The 18113-nt window shown below is 67.3% G+C and carries 19 protein-coding genes and 1 pseudogene; 10 read left to right on the top strand and 10 right to left on the bottom strand.

Annotation, left to right across the window (positions count from 1 at the left end):
• Window positions 1-337: 337 nt before the first annotated feature.
• Window positions 338-466: pseudogene (locus tag HUW62_RS48430) on the top strand (IS256 family transposase); the annotation flags it as partial.
• A gap of 110 nt (window positions 467-576) precedes the next feature.
• Here HUW62_RS48430 and HUW62_RS03225 read toward each other — a convergent pair.
• From HUW62_RS03225 to HUW62_RS03205, 5 genes are all read right to left on the bottom strand, one after another.
• Window positions 577-1011: a hypothetical protein gene (locus HUW62_RS03225; RefSeq protein WP_176433521.1), complete on the bottom strand. Its 435-nt coding sequence runs from the start codon at window positions 1009-1011 to the stop codon at window positions 577-579.
• Between the two features lie 64 nt (window positions 1012-1075).
• Window positions 1076-1378, bottom strand: coding sequence for an RCC1 domain-containing protein (locus HUW62_RS48425; RefSeq protein ID WP_255203196.1), 303 nt, complete (start codon window positions 1376-1378; stop codon window positions 1076-1078).
• A gap of 9 nt (window positions 1379-1387) precedes the next feature.
• Entirely contained in the window at window positions 1388-3520 is a 2133-nt protein-coding gene (locus HUW62_RS03215; RefSeq protein WP_255203190.1) for a di-heme oxidoredictase family protein, read from the bottom strand.
• A gap of 356 nt (window positions 3521-3876) precedes the next feature.
• Complete coding sequence (locus tag HUW62_RS03210) at window positions 3877-4452, bottom strand: class I SAM-dependent methyltransferase (RefSeq protein ID WP_176433519.1); 576 nt, start codon at window positions 4450-4452, stop codon at window positions 3877-3879.
• A gap of 61 nt (window positions 4453-4513) precedes the next feature.
• Complete coding sequence (locus tag HUW62_RS03205; protein ID WP_176433518.1) at window positions 4514-5167, bottom strand: glutathione S-transferase family protein; 654 nt, start codon at window positions 5165-5167, stop codon at window positions 4514-4516.
• A 295-nt stretch (window positions 5168-5462) separates the two neighbouring features.
• Here HUW62_RS03205 and HUW62_RS03200 point away from each other — a divergent pair, with 295 nt between their 5' ends.
• From HUW62_RS03200 to HUW62_RS03190, 3 genes are all read left to right on the top strand, one after another.
• Complete coding sequence (locus HUW62_RS03200) at window positions 5463-5882, top strand: hypothetical protein (protein WP_176433517.1); 420 nt, start codon at window positions 5463-5465, stop codon at window positions 5880-5882.
• Window positions 5883-5990: 108 nt separating this feature from the next.
• Entirely contained in the window at window positions 5991-6551 is a 561-nt protein-coding gene (locus HUW62_RS03195; RefSeq protein WP_176433516.1) for a transposase, read from the top strand.
• Between the two features lie 121 nt (window positions 6552-6672).
• On the top strand, window positions 6673-7662 hold the full coding sequence (locus HUW62_RS03190) for an alpha/beta fold hydrolase (protein ID WP_217911084.1): 990 nt from the start codon (window positions 6673-6675) through the stop codon (window positions 7660-7662).
• A 425-nt stretch (window positions 7663-8087) separates the two neighbouring features.
• Here the strand turns inward: HUW62_RS03190 and HUW62_RS03185 are convergent, their stop codons facing one another.
• The 5 genes from HUW62_RS03185 to HUW62_RS48420 all read right to left on the bottom strand — a co-directional run bounded on the left by HUW62_RS03185 (window position 8088) and on the right by HUW62_RS48420 (window position 10362).
• Window positions 8088-8321: a hypothetical protein gene (locus HUW62_RS03185; protein WP_176433515.1), complete on the bottom strand. Its 234-nt coding sequence runs from the start codon at window positions 8319-8321 to the stop codon at window positions 8088-8090.
• A gap of 278 nt (window positions 8322-8599) precedes the next feature.
• On the bottom strand, window positions 8600-9088 hold the full coding sequence (locus tag HUW62_RS03180; RefSeq protein WP_176433514.1) for a DUF1801 domain-containing protein: 489 nt from the start codon (window positions 9086-9088) through the stop codon (window positions 8600-8602).
• Between the two features lie 25 nt (window positions 9089-9113).
• Window positions 9114-9512 carry a DoxX family protein gene (locus HUW62_RS03175; protein ID WP_163865459.1) on the bottom strand — a complete coding sequence of 133 codons (399 nt, stop codon included), beginning with the start codon at window positions 9510-9512 and terminating at the stop codon, window positions 9114-9116.
• 18 nt (window positions 9513-9530) lie between these two features.
• Entirely contained in the window at window positions 9531-10076 is a 546-nt protein-coding gene (locus HUW62_RS03170; RefSeq protein ID WP_176433513.1) for an SRPBCC family protein, read from the bottom strand.
• Window positions 10063-10362: a helix-turn-helix transcriptional regulator gene (locus HUW62_RS48420; protein ID WP_255203189.1), complete on the bottom strand. Its 300-nt coding sequence runs from the start codon at window positions 10360-10362 to the stop codon at window positions 10063-10065. Before HUW62_RS48420 ends, HUW62_RS03170 begins: the two co-directional genes overlap by 14 nt.
• Before the next feature lie 168 nt (window positions 10363-10530).
• Between HUW62_RS48420 and HUW62_RS03160 the strand changes: the two genes are divergently transcribed.
• The 6 genes from HUW62_RS03160 to HUW62_RS03135 all read left to right on the top strand — a co-directional run bounded on the left by HUW62_RS03160 (window position 10531) and on the right by HUW62_RS03135 (window position 18088).
• A complete protein-coding gene (locus HUW62_RS03160; protein WP_176433511.1) occupies window positions 10531-12906 on the top strand; it encodes an excinuclease ABC subunit UvrA in 2376 nt (791 codons plus the stop codon).
• Window positions 12907-13029: 123 nt separating this feature from the next.
• Window positions 13030-14154 (top strand): hypothetical protein, encoded by a 1125-nt coding sequence (locus HUW62_RS03155; protein WP_176433510.1) that lies wholly within the window; start codon window positions 13030-13032, stop codon window positions 14152-14154.
• Window positions 14155-14277: 123 nt separating this feature from the next.
• Entirely contained in the window at window positions 14278-14805 is a 528-nt protein-coding gene (locus HUW62_RS03150; RefSeq protein ID WP_163865453.1) for an FHA domain-containing protein, read from the top strand.
• Between the two features lie 24 nt (window positions 14806-14829).
• Window positions 14830-16044: an enhanced intracellular survival protein Eis gene (gene eis / locus HUW62_RS03145; protein ID WP_368670325.1), complete on the top strand. Its 1215-nt coding sequence runs from the start codon at window positions 14830-14832 to the stop codon at window positions 16042-16044.
• A gap of 126 nt (window positions 16045-16170) precedes the next feature.
• A complete protein-coding gene (locus HUW62_RS03140; protein WP_163865452.1) occupies window positions 16171-17166 on the top strand; it encodes an NAD(P)-dependent oxidoreductase in 996 nt (331 codons plus the stop codon).
• A 61-nt stretch (window positions 17167-17227) separates the two neighbouring features.
• Window positions 17228-18088 carry a WGR domain-containing protein gene (locus tag HUW62_RS03135; RefSeq protein WP_163865451.1) on the top strand — a complete coding sequence of 287 codons (861 nt, stop codon included), beginning with the start codon at window positions 17228-17230 and terminating at the stop codon, window positions 18086-18088.
• Window positions 18089-18113: the final 25 nt, after the last annotated feature.

The raw sequence follows: 18113 nt of genomic DNA, 5'->3' as shown, positions 1-18113 counted from the left end.
TGACAATGGGGTGACGTGTTTTCTGCCCGAGGCCCGCGTGCCTGAGTGGGGGGCGAGCCTCGCGAGTCGGTGAGGCGTCGAGCACGAGCGGGAAGGAGCAGGCCATGGCTGACGCACGGGGGACGCCCGATTGGCGGTTTCGTCTGCGCGCGACCGCTCAGAGGATGCGGTTCAGCGGCGGTGTTCTGCTCATGTGGTGTGCTATCAGGGAATGCTTGAAATCACATTCCGGGCGTAAATACTGACGTCAAGGCCGCACGAAGATTCCAGTCCCAATTGACTACCCCTTCAAAGGAATCTTCCGGGCGACGAGCATTGTCGAACTTCTGTCCGGCGAGCCTACCCGAACCGAGCAAGCGCCCTGTGCCTCACCATGGCTGTTGCCATTGAAGTCACTGGCATCTGGAATGACCGTCGCTCTCTGGGCAGGGCCCTGCTGACTTCAACCCCAGACACTGCTGCTTGATGTCGTCGAGGAGCGACCTCCCTCTCTGGGCCGGCTACATACGACTCGGGACTTGACCAGGCTTCTTCTGCTTCTCCTCTTTCGCGGGCATCCCAGACTCCTTTTGGTCGTCATCTCTGGAGTGCTTCGATCACTGGCCCCACGACTACGGCGGGATCGTCCACCGCTGTGATCGCCTCATAAATCGCCTCATGGAGTTGCCCAGGGGGCTCGGAAAGGGCAAACCGAAGAGCGGAGGCGGCCCGCGCCTTCGAGAAAAGTCTGAGCGCCTCAGGCCTCTTCGCCTCCTCGATGTCCTCATCCATGCGGAGATATTCATCATCGAGCCGGGTGGCGAGGCGCTCGATCTTCGCGAGCAGTTCGCGATCCATATCTCCTCCGCGACGAAGATGCTCAAGCGCGGGAACAACGCCTTCGCCCTCGAGGCCAACGCTCAAGGCCGCAAGCACGGTTGCATTCAGAGCAGCCTTTCGCTGGTGCTCAGGGGGCGCGAGCCTGAACCTCTCGGCCAGGTCAGGAAAAATCGAGTCCAAGCGAACCATCATCACGTGACCTTCAGCGAAGTGACAGGCGCCTTTCCAGTTCTTTCGAGGGCAGCTGCCCAAGAGCCTACCGACTTGCCGCCGCCCCAGGTGATTGCCAGCGGGAGTGCAAGTCGCCGGCACCTATGGCGTTGATGTTCCACAGGCCCCAGGCCCGGACGGGCGCGCGTTGGTTCTGGAGGCTGCCAGTGCCCAACTGCCCATGGGCGTTGTCGCCCCAGACCCCGACCGTCCCGGCCCCTCTCCGAACCTCAACCCGGCCGTGCAGGAGGTGAATCGCATCGGCTGAGCCCCCGCACGCGACATCTACCTTGACGCTCACCGGAGGGGCCCTGCCGGGAGCAGCGCCCGGCCGAACCGGGCGCCCCATCTCATCCACTCAGAGAGACTGCAAGAACGCGAGCAATGCAGTCCGCTGGGAGCCGCTCAGAGCGCGGAAGGCCTCCTTGGAGGACTCGGCCTCCCCACCGTGCCACAGGATGGCCTCGGAGAGGCTGCGCGCGCGACCGTCATGCAGATAGGCCTCCCCGCCGCTGATTCCGACCGTCAAGCCAATGCCCCAGAGAGGTGGCGTGCGCCACTCCGCTCCCGTGGCTCCCTCCTCTGGGAGGTTGTCCGCCAGCCCCGCCCCCATGTCATGCAACAGCATGTCGGTGTAGGGATGAATCACCTGGCTCCGCAGCTCGGCGTAAGGATGATACGGGCTGGTCGTCAGCGTCGAGACGTGGCACCGGGCACAGCCCATGCTGTTGAAGAGGCCCTCTCCCTGAATCGCTTGAGGGGCATCGAGGTTGCGGCGCGCGGGGACCCCAAGCAGGGCGATGTAACGCACCATCCTATCCAGGTCCGCATCCGCCAACTCAGTGCTTGCACCCGCACAGGTCTGCCCCGAGCCGCAATCCGGAACGGGGAAGACGGAGGTGGTGACCCCCAGGTCGACATTGAGTGCGTTCGCGACCTGATGCCTGAGCCTCGCCTTGCCCGCCTTCCAGCCGAAACGCCCCGCGCGCGGCTGGCCTGTTTGTGGATCCACCACCGTCTGCATACGCCCGGAGATGCCGTCGCCATTGGCATCGTTGGCATCGGCGAGGCTGGCAATCGTGCCCTCATCGAGCGCCTCCAGCAGACCCAATCCGACCAGGGGCGGCGTGATACGGGCCGAATAGTACGTGGGAACGGGACCCGTGAAGCCGTAGAGGGGACGACGCAGTTGATAGCCCGCGCCATCTCCGAACGTGCCACTCGTCACCGTCCAACCCGAGATGCTCACGTTGCCCTCGGGGCTCCCGGTGGTGCTCTGCGGTTGAAGGACCCACCCCAGTGCCGGATGCGCCGTCACGGCGGAGCCGACCGCTCCCACCCTGACGGTATAGCGGAGGGGAGGCGAGAGGACGACGTGGCCATAGGGGTTCCCTCCACTGGGGCCATCACCGCCCACCGTGAAGCTCACCGGGGACGTGGTGCTCAGTCCCCCCGCGGAGTTGCCAATGGTGAAGTGGTACTGGACGACCGTCCCCGCCGCGATGTTGTTGAGCAGATGGGTGTTCGCGTTGGAGCTGTCATGCGCCATCCGGAAGCTCTGCTGGGAACCTCCGTTGAGCCGGTAGTGGAGGTCCGCCCAGGGAGCGTCATTCACATAGAACCGCAAGCCATACACGGACGTCGCCGGATCGGGAGGAAGCGCGCGGCCATTGTTGATGTGGCAGGCAACGCAGGTGCGCGCGATATAGGCGGGCCCGAGCTTGTTCTGCTGCGCGGTGAAGCTCGGGTTGCCAGCCTCCGAGTGGGAGCCATCGCCGAAGTCGGTGTGATGCAGGCGCCGCCCCTCGACGAACGGCTGGGCGTTCCCGGGCGCCATGTTTGTCGCCAACTGCTTGAACAGGTGCGCCGGCTCGTTCGAGTAGCTGTAGCCAAGCGTCGTGCGTCCCCCCAGCCAGGCTGGCTGGGGCAGGGGAAACGAGTCCAGGTTCGAGCCCTTTCCTTCCCAGGGCACCATGCCGCCCTGTCCCACGATGTAGAGGAACGCCGTCCCGTAATAGTTGGCGCGTCCCACGACGGGAGGGAGCATGAAGGGGCTGAATTCAATCTCCATGCGGTCGCCCACCTGGATCCGCCGGTTCTCCTTCGCATTGTAATTGAGGGTGGCCGTGTAGTGCAGCGGGTCCACCTGCGTCATGTCCACGTTGAACCAATACTGCGAGAGCACCGCCTGGCCTTGGTAGAACGCGCGGAAGTCCGGCGTGTCCAAGGCATGAAGTGAGGTGACGTTGACGGTGATATCGGTGCCGCCCTTGGCGACCCTGTCGATGATTTCGATGCCATGGGTGCGGTATTCGAAATACAGCGGCAGGTAGTGCTCGTAGCTCTGGAACTGCGCTTCACGCGCGTGGCGATCTCGCGACCGGTCTCCGAGACGGGTGATGAGCGCCGTCGGCGTATCCACCACCACCGCGGGCTCGAGCGGGGTGCTGGAATCGAAGAGCGGGACCACCGGGGCCAGGGACGCCGGCATGGAGGACGGGGCGGGTTGCTCTTCATCGCGATGGACTTGGGGAGCGTCCCCGCAAGCGCCGCTGAACACCCCCATGATGGCCAGACTCCAAGCTGCCACTCGTGCGATGGACAGGTCTCTCATGTCCTTGAGTTTATCCTGTCTAAAGCCGAAATAGCCTGAATTCCGGCTTGGCTTCCCGCGCACAGGGCATGCGTGTGAAAGGAGACAATTGAGCAGCCTGTACCGCACCGGATTGCTGAGATACCCGTTTGGTCATCAGGCAGCCTGCCGTGTCCGCGGATGCCTCCGAGGGAAACCACACGAAGCGCGGGAGTGCCACGGAAGCGGGGGCCTCTCACTGGCGAGAAGCTGCCTCATCCAGTCTTGCGCGACAGGTAGTGGAAGTTCCCACCTGGGTCCGTATGCGTCGCTTCCAGCGTGAACCCGTGCGTGCGCAGCAGCTCGCGGTACCCGTCGACACTGTACGAGTGATAGCGGAACGGAACGCCGTTCATCGGCTCGCCGTCGATGGAGCCGTGGGTATCGCCCGAGGTGAAGAGGAACGCGGCGCCAGGCTTCAGTGCCTTCGCGATTCTGGAGATCGCCTGTTCCTGCTCTTCGTGGCGCAGGTGGAACAAGACTCCCCACGCAATCGCGGCGTGGAACGTTAGCGCCTGAAGTTCACACGACTGGATGGGCGCGCAGAGCACCGGCACGCGGGGGAAGGTCGCTTGAAATCGCGCCAGCAGCTCGCGAGAGCTATCCACGCCCAGCACCTGGCACCCGTGCTCAATCAGCACCCTCGTCAGCGGCAATCCCGTGCCGCAGCCGACGTCCAGAACCGAGGCGCCGCCCGGGAGCGAGGCCGCGAGCGCGGTCACTTCCTGGACGCCCATGTCGCCTGAGCGCTGGGACGCATACCAGTCCGCGATCAAATCGTACTCGTGCACGCGTCAGCCTCCTCCTGGTGTGGCTGTGCCTGGTGCTTTCCCAAACCGCGAGCCCGCGCCGTCACGCCGTCTTCGGGGCGGCGTTGAACACCGCGCGCTGCGCGGCGAACGCACGCTGGTAGGCCGGCCGCGCTTCGGCGCGGGCGATATAGGCGGCGAGGTTCGGATACGCCTCGAGAATGCCCGAGCTCTGTATCCTGCGCAGGACCGTCACCATGAGAATGTCGGCCGCGCTGAAGGCGCCGTCGAGCCAGTCAGCGTCGCCGAGTCGCGCGGAGAGGTCGTCCAACCGCTTCCGGATGGTGTCGTCCAGCGCGCGCAGGCGATGCTCGTACCAGGGCTGGTCGCGCTCGAGAATCGTCACCAGACTGCGGTCGAAGATGGGCGGCTCGACCGTGTTGAGCGCCGCGAACATCCATGCGATTGCGCGCGCGCGGCCATTCGAATCTTCCGGCAGCAGGCCGGCATGGCGCTCCGCGATGTGGAAGACAATCGCTCCGGACTCGAACAGGGCGAGCTCTCCCTCCTCATAGGTCGGAATCTGACCGAACGGATGCAGCGCCCTGTGGGCGGGCTCCTTCATCGCATCGAACGACAGCAGACGGACTTCGTAGGGCTGGCCCACCTCTTCCAGCGCCCAGCGCACCCTCATGTCCCGCGCCAGTCCGTTGCCGCGATCAGGCGAGCGTTCAAAGGCCGTGATTGTGATGGTCATGTACCGCTCCTGGATTGCTCAAGGGACGATGAACATGCCGCCTGTCGCCAGCGGGTGCAAGGCGTCGCACACGGCTGACGCCCCACGGCGCATGGCGTACCGAGGCCGTTCCGGCGCGTCGAGCATCGCCCTCAGTCCATGCTCCGGGTGGACAGGTGCTCGCGGCTCCCCGCAGCGGGGGCCGGCCACCGGGCTGCACGATGGATTGAGCCTGCGATTCGCTCGGCGCATGATGTCGCGGCCCGTCGAGCGCCGCTCTCCGGTGCCGCGAGGGGCATTGACTCTGGGAGACATCATGCGGAACCTGGTTGCGCGTCTGGTGGTGTTGTCGTTGGCGGCGTTCGGAGGGACTGCGCTGGCCGAAGGTAAGGTCGCTGCGCCGGGGCTCGCGGTAAAGCCTCTCACGGAACAGGACTTGTCGGACCACGCGGGTGCTGGCTGCACGTTGGGGAAGGGGAGTGTGGTCTACCTGCTCGATGACCTCCAACAGGCCGTGGTGCGAGTGGATGAGAAGGTCGTCGAACTCAAGCCGAGCAAGCCGGACACCAACCTGTCCGGTCTCGAGAAGAAGGGCGACAGCATCCAGTACGCCGACGCCACCGGGACGTTCACCGCCGAGGTCGTGATGCTCACGAGCAAGACGCTGAAGCTCACCCTGACGAAGGAGGGCAAGAAGGCGTCCGTGGAGAAGCTGAAGCTGTCCTGCGGCGATTGAGCGTGGAGCCCCTGTGCCCGGGGACCTTCCCGGGCACGATGCACCTCAACCCTCCAGGTCTTCCAACTGGGAAGGGAGCTCACCCAGCTTGCGGAGCAACTGGCGCTCATGCAGCAGCGCCTCTTCGGCGCCTCCAGCGAGAAGCGAAAGCCAGCAGTGGAAGCGACACCGCCGGCGAGCGCACGCAAGCAGCGCGGGCACGGGCCGCGTGCCCAGCCGCAGCTGGCCGTGCAGGAGGTGGTGCTGCCCCTGGACGAGGCCGACAAGGTGTGCGGCCTGTGCGGCGGTGCGTTGAAGGAGTGGGCGGGACAGACGGAGGACAGCCAGGAGGTGCGCGTGGTGGAGCGCCACTTCGTCTGGGCCCACGTGCGACGCAAATTCGTGGAGGCCGAGAGAGTGGCCCCCGTGTGCGCCGAGGTGCTGTCGCTCATTGTCCAGATGTATGCCATTGAGGCCGACCTGCCACAACCGCACGTACTGCAGGGGGAGCAACAGGCCGCGGCACTGGCGCAACGGCTCGCGGTGCGACAGGAGAAGTCCGCTCCGCTGGTGGCTGCCATCCGCGAGTGGGCGCTGGCCCAGCGCTCGCTGCCAGGCAGTGCTCTGCGCAAGGCGCTCGAGTACATGCTGGAGCTGTGGAGTGGGCTGACCGTCTTCCTCTCCGACTGACACCACCGCGCCCATCGAAGCCGGGCGGGGGCTCATCCACGCCCCGTCCAGATGGGGCGCGGCGAGCTGTTACCCATGGGCTTCCCTGGTGGGCTCCGCATTCCTGTAGTTGAGTCAGTCCATGCGAAGACTCCTCCTCCTCTGCTTGCCGCTGTTCGCCTGTGTGACGACGAAGTCCGTCCCGGTCCCGGCTTCTGCTGACTCCAGCGCGTTGCATCAGGTGAAGCGGGTGAAGGTGGCCGAGGGGGTCGAGCTCGAGCTGCTCGACTTCGGAGGCCAGGGACCCGCGCTCGTCTTCCTGTCGGGCCTGGGCAACACGGGCCACGTGTTCGACACCTTCGCGCTGGAGTTCACCGCGGCCCATCACGTCTACGCCGTCACCCGCCGGGGGGTTGGCTCGTCGAGCTGGCCCGAGCAGGGCTACGACACCGCCACCCTGGGCGAGGACGTCGTCCGGGTGCTGGAGGGGCTGGGAATCGCGAAGGCGTCATTCGTGGGCCACTCCGCCGCCGGGCCAGAGCTCACCTGGGTGGCAACCCATCACCCGGAGCGCGTGGAGAAGGTGGTCTACCTGGACGTGAGGACCAACGGTGACCTGCTGGCGGAGCTCCTTTCGGTCCTGCCCATGCCTCCTCCGAGCGAGCCCGCTCCCGAGGACGTGGCCTCACGCGCCGCGCTCGCCGCCGCGCTCGCGCGTGACGTCGGAGGAGCGTTCCCCGCGCACGAGATCGACGAGGCGAACGAGTTCGATCCGAAGACCGGGCACTACCTGCGCGCCCGCAGGTGGCCGCACGCGGAGGAGCGGGTGATGAGGGGGTTCTCGAAGGTGGACTTCGCGGCCGTGACGGCGGCCGTGCTCTTCCTCTACGTGGATCAGCCTCGGTTCGGGCGGCCGGAGGACCTCCCAGGCTTCTCCCAAATGGACCTTCCCGTGCAGGAGAAGTTGAGGAACCTGAGGGACAGGGCGCTCCAGCGGGACGCCGAATTGCTGAGCGTGATGAGCATGCCGAACTGGAAGGGCATCAAGCTCGAGCACGCTCAGCACTACGTCTGGCTCACCAACCATGACGAGGTGCTGCGCGAGATGAAGACCTTCCTCGAGACATTTTGAAAGGGCGGCGAAGGCGCGCTGGATGAGCGCATCTCCTGTTTCCACACTTCGAGCAAGCGAACACGTCCAGCGCTTTCCGTCCTGCGTAGCAGCCTGGCGAGAGTCCAATCGGGGTGTGCGCTCCTTCTTCGGCGCCTCCCGCGTCGCGGCAAAGGACGGGCTCTCTTCCTCCGGCTCCGGCCTCGCCCCTGCTTGGGGGAAATGGCTCGCCTGCGCGGTGAAGACCCGGGATGCGACCTGCTGCGCTCCGCCCTTGCCGCCATCGAGAAGCCCGCTACCGTCACGCTCCCGGCCAGCTCCGACTGACGCCACCGCGCCGTGCTTCAATGCCCGGCGGGCTCATCCTCGCCCCGTCCAGACGGGGCGCGGCGAGCTGTTACACATGATACGCGTCGACCCGAGCTCGGGCGTATTGGCAGCAGGGGCTACCCGTGTCCGCCAACGTAGCGACAGGTCCAGGTCACGTCGCAGTAGAAGCCAGGGGGGCAGCGGCCCGCCGCGTCACAGGAGATGGACTGCTGGTGGGTGTCCCCGGGTTGGGCCTCCTGGATGCCCGCGGCTGGCACCTGTTCCCGCGCCACGTCCTCTTCCGTGCCACCACAGGCGCATACCGCCATCGCCACCGCGAAGACCCCTGCGCTCAGCCATCCGTTCTTCATGTCCATCCCCTTGTGTGTTGAGGAGTCGCTCGCGCGACTCCAGAAGGGGAAAGGATGCCCGAGTCCGAGGGGCGAGAGGATGACCTCGCAAGCAGCCTTCAATCCTTCCGATGCCCACGTGCGGTCACCCGGTGGGACGTCTCCCGGAGGGGCAAGGCCATCCGCTTCACCCTCCTGTCGCCAGAGGCATATGCCTGGAATCCGGCGGGAGACGGCTGGGCGTGCATGGATTCTCCGCGGGCGCCCACGGAAGTCCACGAGGTCGAAGTCGGAAGCCCTCAGTCCTTTGCCTTCTTCAAGGCCTTCGCCTTCGTCACCGGCTTTGCCTTCGAGGGCTTCGCCTTCGCCACCGGCTTCGCCTTCACCGCCGGCTTCGCCTTGCCCTCACTGTTGAGGGCGATCGCCTGGCGAATGAGCAGCTTGAAGGCAGCCGCATCCACCTTCTCCCCCTCGCGGATGTCGATCGCCCGGCGCGCGTTTCCTTCGAGGCTCGAGTTGAAGAGCTTGTCCGGGTCCATCAGGGAAGCGCCCTTGATGAAGGTCAGCTTCACGACCTCCTTGTAGGACTCGCCCGTGCAGATGATGCCGTCGTGTGACCAGACCGGCGTGCCCATCCACTTCCACTCCTCGACGACGTCCGGGTCCGCTTCCTGGATGAGCTTGCGCATCCTCGCCAGGGTCTCCCCGCGCCATCCCCCCAGGTCGACGATTCGCTGTGAGATGAGCGCGGATGCCGAAGGCCCTCCGCTCGCGCCTGCCTTCTTCATGGTCTCCTCCTGGAAATTCCAGCGCTCAGGCGGTCGCCGGGCGGAGCTCGACAGCCGGGGCCTGCAGCCGGCGCCAGAAGAAATACGAGAGCCCCCAGAGCACACCGGTGACCACGGCGTAGATCCACCGCTCCATGCCGTGACCCATCGCGAGGTGGGCGATGAGCGCGGAGACGAGCGTGAAGGCGAAGCCCGCATAGGCCCACTCCTTGAGCCGCGCCGGCACCGGCGCGAGCAACACCACCACGCCAATCAACTTGGCCCACGCGAGCCCTTTGCGGAAGTAGTCCGGGAAGCCGAGCTCGGCGATGGCCTGCGCCACCTCCGGCAGGCTCAGCTGCGCGTAGGCGGTGAAGCCCATCTGCAGGCAGAGCAGCACGGTGACGACCCAGAAGCCAATGACGATTCCTTTTGAGCGATGCATGTTCATATCGGGCGAGAATCAGAAGGAGGGGGCTTCGACGCCGAACTGCTTGGCGTACTCGACGTTCAATCGCTGCCAGCCATCGAACCGCATGGCGTCAGGTCCGACGAGGCGTCCGATGGGCTGACCGGCGAGCAGCCGATCCATCACATCGAAGCAGATGTGCCAGCCCGCGGCGCCCATCGAGATGAAGCCACGGTTGATGTTGTGCCAGAGCGTGAGTCGGGTGCCGGTTCCCTGTGGCTCCAGCTCCCAGCGGAGGTCCTGTCCCCCCCAACTGTATTCGAGCAGCTTCGGCTCGTCGGCCCGCTTGATCTGCGTCTCCGCGACGATCTGCTTCGGCGCTCCCACGGTCGACAGCTTCGCGGTGCCAACGCTCCCCAGATTCCGGTCGGAATCGAACGGCGCCCACTCGCGCAGGTGCTCGGGCTCCGTGATGGCCCTCCAGACCTTCTCGGGAGGGTGGGAGAGGTCTCTCACGAGCACCAGCGTCCACTTCTCTCCCTCCTTCTCAATCCTGGCGCCCGACGCGGCACCCGGCCTGTAGTTCTCACGGCTGCTCATGTTTCTTCCTTCCTTTCACAGGGGGGACCTTGTCCATCTTGTCGAGGTGCTGCTCCAGCGCATCCAGGTGCTTCGACCAGAAGCGCCGGAAGGGAATGAGCCATTCGTCGACTTCCATCAGCGGCTCCGGTCTCAGTCGGTAGAGGCGACGCTGCGCTTCGATGCGTGATTCCACGAACCCCGCATCGCGCAGCACCCGCAGGTGCTTGGAGACGGACGGCTGCGACAGTCGGAGCTCGCGCTCCAGGTCGCCCACCGACCGCTCCGACGAGAGCAGCAGGCTCAAGATGGCCCGTCTGTGGGGCTCCGCGATGATGGCGAATGATGATTCCACGCCCAATATATACGTATCGAGGCATATGCTCGTCAAGGTATATTGCTCGCCGTCGGCCGACGGTCGACGTAGAAACCGAAGTCCCACACCCCAAACCCACTGCCGTTGGTGTCCTACGCCATGACTGAGCGCAAGCCCTCCCCCAGCCAGCCTCCCGCGGACCGCCATGACCTGATTCGTGTCCGAGGCGCCCGTGAGAACAACTTGAAGGACGTGAGCGTCGAGCTCCCCAAGCGGCGACTGACGGTGTTCACCGGCGTGTCGGGCTCGGGCAAGTCGTCGCTGGTGTTCGGCACCATCGCCGCGGAGTCGCAGCGGCTCATCAACGAGACCTACAGTGCGTTCGTCCAGGGCTTCATGCCGAGCCTGGGCCGGCCCGAGGTCGACGTCCTGGAGGGGCTGACGCCGGCCATCATCGTCGACCAGGAGCGGATGGGCGCCAACTCCCGCTCGACGGTCGGCACGGCGACGGACGCCAACGCGATGTTGCGCGTGCTGTTCAGCCGCCTCGGCAAGCCGTACATCGGCTCGTCCAACGCCTTCTCCTTCAACGTCCCGTCGGTCCGCGGCGTCGGACAGATTGAGGTGGAGAAGGGCGACGAGAAGAAGGTGGAGAAGCGCGAGTTCACGGCCGCCGGCGGCATGTGCCCGAAATGCGAGGGCATGGGCTCGGTGACGGATATCGACCTGTCACAGTTGTACGACGACACGAAGTCACTCGCCGAGGGTGCGCTCACGATTCCGGGCTACACCGCCGACGGCTGGCAGGTGCGCATCTTCTCGGCCTCGGGCTTCCTCGACCCGAACAAGCCCATCCGCAAGTACACCAAGAAGGAGCTCCACGACTTCCTCTATCACGAGCCGACCAAGGTGAAGTTCGAGAGCATGAACCTCACCTACGAGGGGCTGGTTCCGCGAATCCAGAAGTCGTTCCTGACCAAGGACAAGGAGGCGATGCAGCCGCACATCCGCGCGTTCGTGGAGCGCGCGGTGACCTTCACCCGCTGTCCCGAGTGCGAGGGCACCCGGCTCAACGCCGCCGCCCGGTCCTCCAAAATCAAGAAGGTCAACATCGCCGACGCCTGCGCGATGCAGATCAGCGACCTGGCCGAGTGGGTGCGTGGGTTGAACGAGCCGTCCGTCGCGCCGCTGCTGACGACGCTGCGGCAGACGCTCGACTCGTTCGTGGCGATTGGCCTGGGCTATCTCAGCCTCGACCGGCCGTCGGGGACGCTGTCGGGCGGCGAGGCCCAGCGCACGCAGATGGTTCGACACCTCGGGTCCGCGCTCACCGACGTGACGTACGTCTTCGACGAGCCGACCGTCGGCCTCCACCCGCACGACATCCAGCGGATGAACAACCTGCTGCTTCAACTGCGCGACAAGGGCAACACCGTGCTGGTCGTCGAGCACAAGCCGGAGGTCATTGAAATCGCCGACCACATCGTCGACCTGGGCCCTGGTGCTGGCACCGCCGGTGGTGAGGTGGTGTTCGAGGGCACCGTCGCCGCGCTGCGGGCCAGCAAGACACTGACCGGGCGACACCTGGATGACCGGGCCTCCTTGAAGCCGTCGGTGCGCAAGCCGTCGGGCGCGCTGAAGATTCGCGGCGCCAGCTCCCACAACCTGAAGAAGGTGGATGTCGACATCCCGCTCGGCGTGCTGGTGGTGGTGACGGGCGTGGCCGGGTCTGGAAAGAGCTCGCTGATTCACGGCTCGGTGTCGGGCAAGGACGGAGTGGTGTCGGTCGACCAGACGGCGATTCGGGGCTCGCGGCGGAGCAACCCGGCGACGTACACCGACATGCTGGAGCCGATTCGCAAGGCGTTCGCGAAGGCCAACGGCGTGAAGCCCGCCTTGTTCAGCGCCAACTCCGAGGGTGCCTGCCCCACGTGCAATGGCGCCGGGGTCATCTACACCGACCTGGCGATGATGGCCGGCATCTCCACGCCCTGCGAGGACTGCGAAGGCCGACGGTTCCAGGCGGCGGTGCTGAAATACAAGCTCGGTGGGCTCAACATCGCCGAAGTGCTCGACCTGCCCGTCAAGGACGCGGTCACCTTCTTCGGCTCCGGCGCGGCGAAGACACCGGCCGCGCATGAGATTCTCAAGCGCCTGGCCGACGTCGGGCTGGGTTACCTGCGGCTTGGCCAGCCGCTCACCACGCTGTCGGGTGGCGAGCGACAGCGCCTGAAGCTCGCGACGCACATGGGCACGGACGGCGGCATCTACGTGCTCGACGAGCCGACCACCGGCCTGCACCTCGCCGACGTCGAGCAGATGCTCGGGCTGCTGGACAGGCTGGTCGACTCCGGCAAGTCCGTCATCGTCATCGAGCACCACCAGGCGGTCATGGCGCACGCCGATTGGATCATCGACCTGGGGCCAGGCGCGGGCCACGAGGGCGGGAAGATTGTCTTCGAGGGCACCCCGGCCGACCTCGTCGAGGCGCGGTCGACGCTGACCGCCGAACACCTCGCGGCGTACGTCCGCTGAAGGACCGCGTGACAACCGGGTGACATGCTTTCAGGACGACACGGAGGCGCTTGAGTCCGAGAGCGCACCGCTGTCGGTGCCACGTCGCCTTCGAGCGGCGGCGCATCCAGGAGGACCATCGTCTTGTGGCTCACGAAGGAAGGGGCGGTCTGGCGGGCGCGGCTGCGGCCTTCGTATGCGTCACGGTTCGCGCTCGCGCTCTGCTGGGTCTTCTGGACGGTGGGATGGACCGCTGGCGTCGCGGTGGGTTTCCGCGCGTTCCTCCAACTGCTCCTGGCGCTCCTGCGGCCCATCCCCCTGGTAGCGCAAGCGTCGACGGTGCCCACCTCGGCCGCGGGCGCGGTGCTGGCCGCCATGTTCCTGTTGGCGTGGGTGCTGGTCTGGACGCCCGTGGGCGTCGTCGTGCAGATGGGCTTGCTGTGGGCGCTCGCCGGCCTGGAGCAGGTGACGATTGATGCGCGAGGCGTGACGCGCAAGCGGCGGTGGGGGCCCTGGCATCGCGAACTGCGCGTGCGCTACTCGGACCTGACGGACCTGTACCTGCTGGGGCCGGGCAACGGGGTGATGGCGCTCCTGCCTTCAGGGAAGACCGTCGCGCTGGCCCAGAACGGCACCAGGGAGCAGCACCAGGAGCTGTGGACGCGGATGCGCGAGCTTTCGGGACTGGGCGGCCCGGCGGCGGAGCTGAAGCGCCACATGCCGAAGGGAAAGGAAGCGGTGCCGCTCGCGGGTGGGGGCGAGGTGCTCCGGCCCGCGCGTCATATCCGGGTCCTCTGGGTCTGGTTCCACGGCGTCATGACCGCGTTGCTCGTCGGGGCCGTGGCCTGTCTGGTCTGGCGTCAGCTCTTCGATGGCGCAAGCCTCCTGGCTACGCTCCTGGCGGTGGGGCTGGGAGCCCTGGCCGCGCTGCTGGCGTGGCGAGGCTGGAGGACGCTCCAGGCGCGAAACGGGTGGGAGGTCCATCCTGGCGTCCTGGTTCGCATCCACCACGGGCTCTGGCGGGTGACTCGGGTGCGTCATCAGGTGACGGAGCTCCAGGTGGAGCGTCATCGGCCCGAGGAGGACGACGGCGGCGACCCGAAGTTCGCGCTGTGGCTGCGCTCTCCCCAGGGCTCGCGGGTGCTGATGCGCGGCACGGTGGACGTGCGTTCCCTCGAACACCTGGGGCACTGGCTCGCGCACCGGCTCGACGTCCCCCTGTCGCGCGAGGCGTTGGATGTGGCCGGGCCCTCTCGTGGCGCCGCGTGACGCCTTCCAGCCACTGATGGGGCAGGGGAGCACTCCTCTTCTGGGCTCGTTGACACGAGAAGACTCGACGCGTGACAGCGTCCCCCTCAGAATCGCGCGCGTGAGCGATTCGGGGGAGCACCCATGATGACCGTCCAGGAACTGCGCGCGCTGAGCTCCCGGCTGACAGAATCCTTCTTCTGCAAGCAGGTGGGGCCGTTCGTGCTGGTGCAGCGTCCGCCGAGCCCGGTGATGGCGCAACTGGCGCTGAAGATGGGCGCCGCGCGCACGACGATGGCCCGCGACATCCCCAGCCTGGAGCGACAGCAGGTCGCGCTCTGGCTGCACTTCGATGCGCTCACCGTGGCGACGCTGCCTCCCGTGGAGGGACAGGACGTGCTCACCGTGGGGCGACAGCCGGACTGCGACCTGGTGGTCAACGAGCCCTCGGTCTCCAAGCGTCACGCGAAGCTCTGCTGGTGGGGCCCTTCGGTCGGCTGCACCTTGGTGGACCTGAAGTCGAGCAACGGCACGTTCGTCAACGCCAAGGAGGTGGCGTCGGGCGGAGAGCTGCACGTGCGGGATGGCGACTTGCTGGGATTCGGCGACGCGACGTTCGCCTATCTGCTCGCGCCTTCTTTCTATTCGAAGATGAAGCGCGTCGTCCCGTAAGCGTCCCGCTAGGATGCCCCCAGGGTGCGTGAGCGCACCCCTTGGAGGGATGGGGACGTGGACGCGAAGCCGGACGACTTTGGACCGCCGAGAGATGAGCAGGAGTTGTCCGCCGTGGCGGACATCCTGATGCACGCCTACGCGATGACGCCGGCGGACTGCATCGCGTGGAGGCAGCGGCTGGACCCGCGCGACCTGCGGCTCCTGCGCGAGGGCGGGAAGGTGGCGGGCACGCTGGTCTCCATCCGCAAGGGTCAGTGGTTCGGCGGGCGCAGCGTGCCCGTTGTCGGCGTGGGTGGCGTGGGAGTCTCACCGCTGCACCGGGGGCAGGGCACGGCGACCCGGCTGATGACGCGGCTGGTGCAGGAGGCCCGCGAGTCTGGCGCGGCGCTCTCCATCCTCTATCCCGCCACCCAACCCCTCTATCGCCGCGCGGGCTACGAGCAGGCCGGAGCGCGCTACGAGACGCGCGTGCAGATGTCCGCGCTGGAGATGGGCGAGCGCTCGCTGTCGCTGCGAGCCATCGAGTCCCGCGACGAGGACGCCATCGCCGCCTGCTACACGAGCGTGGCCCGCTTCCGTCAGGGCTGGCTGGACCGGAGCGAGTTCTCCTGGAACCGCGTCCGCAACCCGCGCTCCGAGCCCGTCCACGGCTACCTCGTGGAGGGCAGTGCGGGAGTGGAGGGCTACGTCTACCTGGCGCGTCGGCCGCTCAAGGACTTGAAGCAGGAGCTGGCCCTCACGGACATCGTGGCCACCACGCCCGCGGCGGCGCGCCGGCTGCTGCGCTTCCTGGGGGACCACCACTCCCTGGGCACGGAAGTGGTGTGGTACGGCGGCCCCGACGACCCGTTCCTCCTGATGCTGCGCGAGCAGTCCTATTCGGTGAAGGTCTACATGCACTGGATGGTGCGAGTGCTGGACGTCGTCTCCGCGCTGGAGGCCCGAGGCTGGACGCCGGGACTCTCCGGCTCGCTGCACCTGGAGGTGACGGACGAGCTCTTCCCGGAGAACCAGGGGCGCTTCGTGCTGGAGGTGGAGGACAGCGTGGCCCGGGTGAAGCGCGGCGGAGAGGGCCGGCTGCGGCTGGACATCCGCCAACTGGGCCCGCTGTACACCGGCTTCCAGTCCGCGGCCTCCCTGCGCTCGGTGGGGCTGGTGGAGGCGGACGACGCCTCCGTGCAGGCGGCGATGGCGCTGTTCTCCGGGCCGCAGCCGTCCCTGCGGGACATGTTCTAAGGAGAAGGCGGGGCCCCCGATGGGCGCCAGGTCGCTCGAATGAGGGGCCCAAGGCCGTCGGGTGGCTACCGCGCCGAGGGCGGGTGGTGGTAGGAGCCCGAGACCTCATTGCCAGGGGAGCAGTCCATGCGGGCGTTCGTCACCGGCGGTTCCGGTTTCGTGGGCAGGTACCTTCTCGCGGCGCTCAAGGCGCGCGGCGACGAGGCTCGGGCGTTGGCGCGCTCTCCGGAGTCCCTCGCGACGGTGGCGGCGGCGGGCGGGGAGCCTTTCGAGGGCGACCTGTCCGACGTGGCGAAGCTGCGCGCGGGCATGGAGGGCTGCGACACCGTCTTCCACTCGGCCGCGCTGGTGAAGTCGTGGGCGCCTCGCGCGGAGTACTACGAGGCCAACGTGCGCGGCACGGAGCGGGTGCTGGAGGCCGCTCGCGCCGCCGGGGTGAAGCGGCTGGTGCACGTCAGCACGGAGGCGGTGATGGCGGACGGCACGCCGCTCGTGAAGGTGAACGAGACGTGGCCGCTGCCGGAGCGCCCCATCGGCGACTATCCCTCCACCAAGAACGAGGCGGAGCGCCGGGTGCTGAGCGTCAACTCCGCGGACTTCACTACCGTGGCGGTGCGTCCGCGCCTGGTGTGGGGACGCGGAGACACGTCGGTGCTGCCGCAGATGGTGGACGCGGTGCGCAGCAAGCGCTTCAAGTGGATAGGGGATGGTCGCTACCTGACGTCCACCTGCCACGTGGCCAACTGCGTGGAGGGCATGCTGCTGGCGGCGGAGAAGGGCCGAGGCGGCGAGGCGTACTACCTCACCGACGGCGAGCCGGTGGTGTTCCGGGAGTTCGTCACCGCGATGCTCAAGTCGCAGGGCGTGGACCCGGGCAACAGCTCCATTCCCTATGGCCTTGCCGCGCTGGTGGCCACGGTGGCGGACCTGGCGTGGGGCACGCTCGGGCTGCCGGGCCGACCGCCGCTCAGCCGCACGGAGGTGCTGCTGATTGGACGTGAGGTGACGGTGAGCGACGAGAAGGCCCGCCAGGAGCTGGGGTACGAGGGGCGGGTGCCGCGCTCCATGGGCCTGAAGGAGATGGAGACGGAGTTCCAGGAGCGGTCTTCGCGCGCCGCGTGAGGCGCGACAGGTGCGCATGAGCTAGCCTGGAGGGCCGGCCGATGCGCGAGGAGGATGGGCCATGCGAAGGTTCGAATTCGTCGAGGGAACCAGCTCCAAGTTCTGGCAGCCGGAGGTTCAGGGCAACACCTTCATCGTCACCTACGGCCGCATCGGCACCGCCGGGCAGCGCAAGGAGAAGGCGTTCCCCGACGCCGCGGGCGCCGAGCGTGAGTACGAGAAGAAGGTCGCGGAGAAGGTGCGCGAGGGTTATCGCGAGGTGACGGCCGAGGGTGCCGCGGCGCCCGCTCCCGTCGCCGCCGCGCCGCGCGCGCCCGAGAAGACGCCGCTGCCCCTTCGCGTGCCTGTCGCGAAGCCCACGCCGGAGACGCTCAAGGCCGCCGCGGACGCGCTCGCGGGACTGCGGGCCCGGCTGGGTTGGCGAAGCTGGGAGGTGACGTCTCGCGCCCGGAGCGCGCGCAGGGCACTGCGGGCGCTCGGTGGCGTGGACCCCGCGAAGCACGCGGAGCTGGCCTCCACGTTCGATGCGCTGATGGCGCGCGTCGTCGTCGCGCCGAAGGAGGGCCGGCTGCCGCTGCGGCATGCGCTGGGCCTGTTGAGCGAGCTGGACGTGGCGGCCTTCTCCCGCGCGGTGGATGCGTGGCGTCGCGCGCCGGAGACGGAGGCGCTGGCCATGGTGCGGCGGGCCGAGTCGCTCGGTGAGCCGGAGCTGGCGCTGCGGCTGGGGCTGTTGCTCGCGGAGCGGCCAGGCATGAAGGGCAGCGCGTCCGAGGAGGGCTGGGGCAAGCGCTGGGGCCAACTGCGTCCGCATGTCGAGGCGAAGCTGACGTCGTCGGGTGGCTCGCTGACGGAGTGGGTGAAGGGTGTGAGCGCGGGGAGTGATGCGCAGCTCGCCGGTCGGCTCTCGCGCCTGGAGGCGTGAGGCAAGACTCGGCGCGAGGGGGGCG

It is taken from the genome of Myxococcus sp. AM011, assembly GCF_013372595.1.
In the GTDB taxonomy this organism is placed as follows: domain Bacteria; phylum Myxococcota; class Myxococcia; order Myxococcales; family Myxococcaceae; genus Myxococcus; species Myxococcus eversor.
This window is presented reverse-complemented; position numbering and strand designations above follow the sequence as displayed.